Origin of the sequence: Mycobacterium sp. ENV421 (genome assembly GCF_002887815.1) — a bacterium.
Classification (GTDB): Bacteria; Actinomycetota; Actinomycetes; order Mycobacteriales; family Mycobacteriaceae; genus Mycobacterium.
In genome coordinates, this window is record NZ_PDHO01000107.1 from 1 (window position 1) to 1725 (window position 1725).

Consider the following 1725-nt stretch of genomic DNA (forward strand, 5'->3'; position numbering starts at 1 on the left):
AACAACCACGTCAACGGGCAACACGAAATCACCCGTCCACGGTTTCAGGCTAAGAGCGACCGGGTGATCCGCACCGAGCCCGTCCAGATGTCCGACGGTCGAATACATGGTGTGCACGTCTGGATCGGCCAGGCCGATGCGGAGCCACCCGAGCGGCCGATACCGGGGCCGTTGAAGTGGGACATGACCCTCGGGATCGCCACCGACACCGTCGAATCGCTGGTAAACGCCGGGCTGGATCCCACCAAGGAGCCCACGCACGGCCGGGCTTTCGCCGAGGATCTGCCGTCGCGCAGCTTCAACCGCGACGAGGCGAAGGTACTGGCCCTGGCGATCGATGCCGCACCCGGCCGAACATACTGCACCACTTGGACTTTCACCGATAGCAATGGCGAGACGATTCGAGCGGGCTTTGTGGCCCGCACCGCATCGGAGATGGCCGACGACGCCACCGAGCACCTCGTCGCCCGGGCGATGAACCTGCGCTGCGACCTCGACGAGGGCGCGCTGCCGCCCGATCATCTCGCGCAGCGCATTCTCGACGGTCTGTCACAGCCGGGCGTCCATCGGGCCCTCGTCGACCTCAACACGTGGAAGCTGTTGAAGTGGCTCGACGATCCGTGCCCGCACTACGACTGGCGCCAGAGCGTCCGGTTCCACCCCGACGACCGCGACCTACTCATCCCGATGGCGGACGACTTCGCGACCGGCAGTACCAGCCAGGTATTGCGACTGCCGGGCGTGGACGGCGGCTGGGTGCCGATCCACGTCACCGTCAACCGGGTCGAGGTGGACAAGAACATCTTCGCCGGATTGATCACCCTGCGTCTGCCCACCGCGGCGGAACTGTCGGCAGCGCGACTGACCGCCAAGGGCACCTCCACCAGCTAGCCAGCGTCCCGTGGTCTAGTGCGCTTCTACGGGACCCGCCCGCGCCGCGGCGTGCGCACGGCCCCCGAGAAGGCGTCCCGTCGCAACCTCGACGTGAATCACGATGTCGAGCTCGTCGACGTCGCACCCGCTCAGCGCCGTGCCCATGGCGCGACTGACCGCTGCGGCCTGCCGGCACGCGGTCTCCGACCCCTGGGTCAGCCACATGGCCGCGGCCAGCGCCGCCATGTCCGCGCCCGCCTGCGCCCGATGCCGTGCCACCACGGCGCTTCCGATCTGGACACCGGCCACGGTGATGGCCGCCAAGGTGGCGATCAGCACCGCCGCCAGCACGGTCGCGACGCCGTGCTCGTCACGCGCCAGGCTCGGTGGCCGCGACCGCGTCGGCGGTGATGACGACGCCGGGCAGCAGCCGGGACCTCCCGGTGACCGTCGCGACGACGAAGCCCCCGTCATGCCGGATCCGCACCGTCGCGCCCGCGGGCCCGACCCAACGGGCCGCGGTGTCCGCGCCCGCCTCATCACCGCGGGCCGCCAGCCGGGCCGCCTCGCGGGCGGCGTCGATGCAGCGCACCTGCATCGCGACCGCGGTGATTCCACCGGCACAGACGACCAGGACCACCACCAGAGCGGCGATGGCCAGGGCCGCCTCGACGGTGGCGAAACCGCCGTCACCGGTTAGACCTTCGTGTTCAGCGCACGGTTGATGATGTTGGTCAACGCGCCGACGATCGAGTCGCCGGTGACCACGCTGTAGAGGATCGCCCCGAACGCCGCGGCGGTGAGGCTTATCGACCCTCACCTCAGTTGATGTGCGCGCATCTACGGCTTTGG

General features: G+C 69.3%; 4 protein-coding genes. 1 reads left to right on the forward strand and 3 read right to left on the reverse strand.

Going from position 1 to position 1725, the window contains the following annotated elements:
- Window positions 1-891: PAS domain-containing protein (locus tag CRM90_RS29840; RefSeq protein WP_102810432.1), on the forward strand; the 891-nt coding region annotated here is incomplete at its 5' end.
- A 15-nt stretch (window positions 892-906) separates the two neighbouring features.
- Here CRM90_RS29840 and CRM90_RS29845 read toward each other — a convergent pair.
- From CRM90_RS29845 to CRM90_RS31540, 3 genes are read right to left on the reverse strand one after another with little or no spacing between them, the layout of a single operon-like run.
- Window positions 907-1254 (reverse strand): Rv3654c family TadE-like protein, encoded by a 348-nt coding sequence (locus tag CRM90_RS29845; protein ID WP_286145677.1) that lies wholly within the window; start codon window positions 1252-1254, stop codon window positions 907-909.
- A complete protein-coding gene (locus CRM90_RS29850; protein ID WP_102810434.1) occupies window positions 1244-1534 on the reverse strand; it encodes a TadE family type IV pilus minor pilin in 291 nt (96 codons plus the stop codon). Before CRM90_RS29850 ends, CRM90_RS29845 begins: the two co-directional genes overlap by 11 nt.
- Window positions 1535-1569: 35 nt before the next feature.
- Window positions 1570-1683, reverse strand: coding sequence for a DUF4244 domain-containing protein (locus CRM90_RS31540; protein WP_502693337.1), 114 nt, complete (start codon window positions 1681-1683; stop codon window positions 1570-1572).
- Window positions 1684-1725 lie beyond the last annotated feature (42 nt).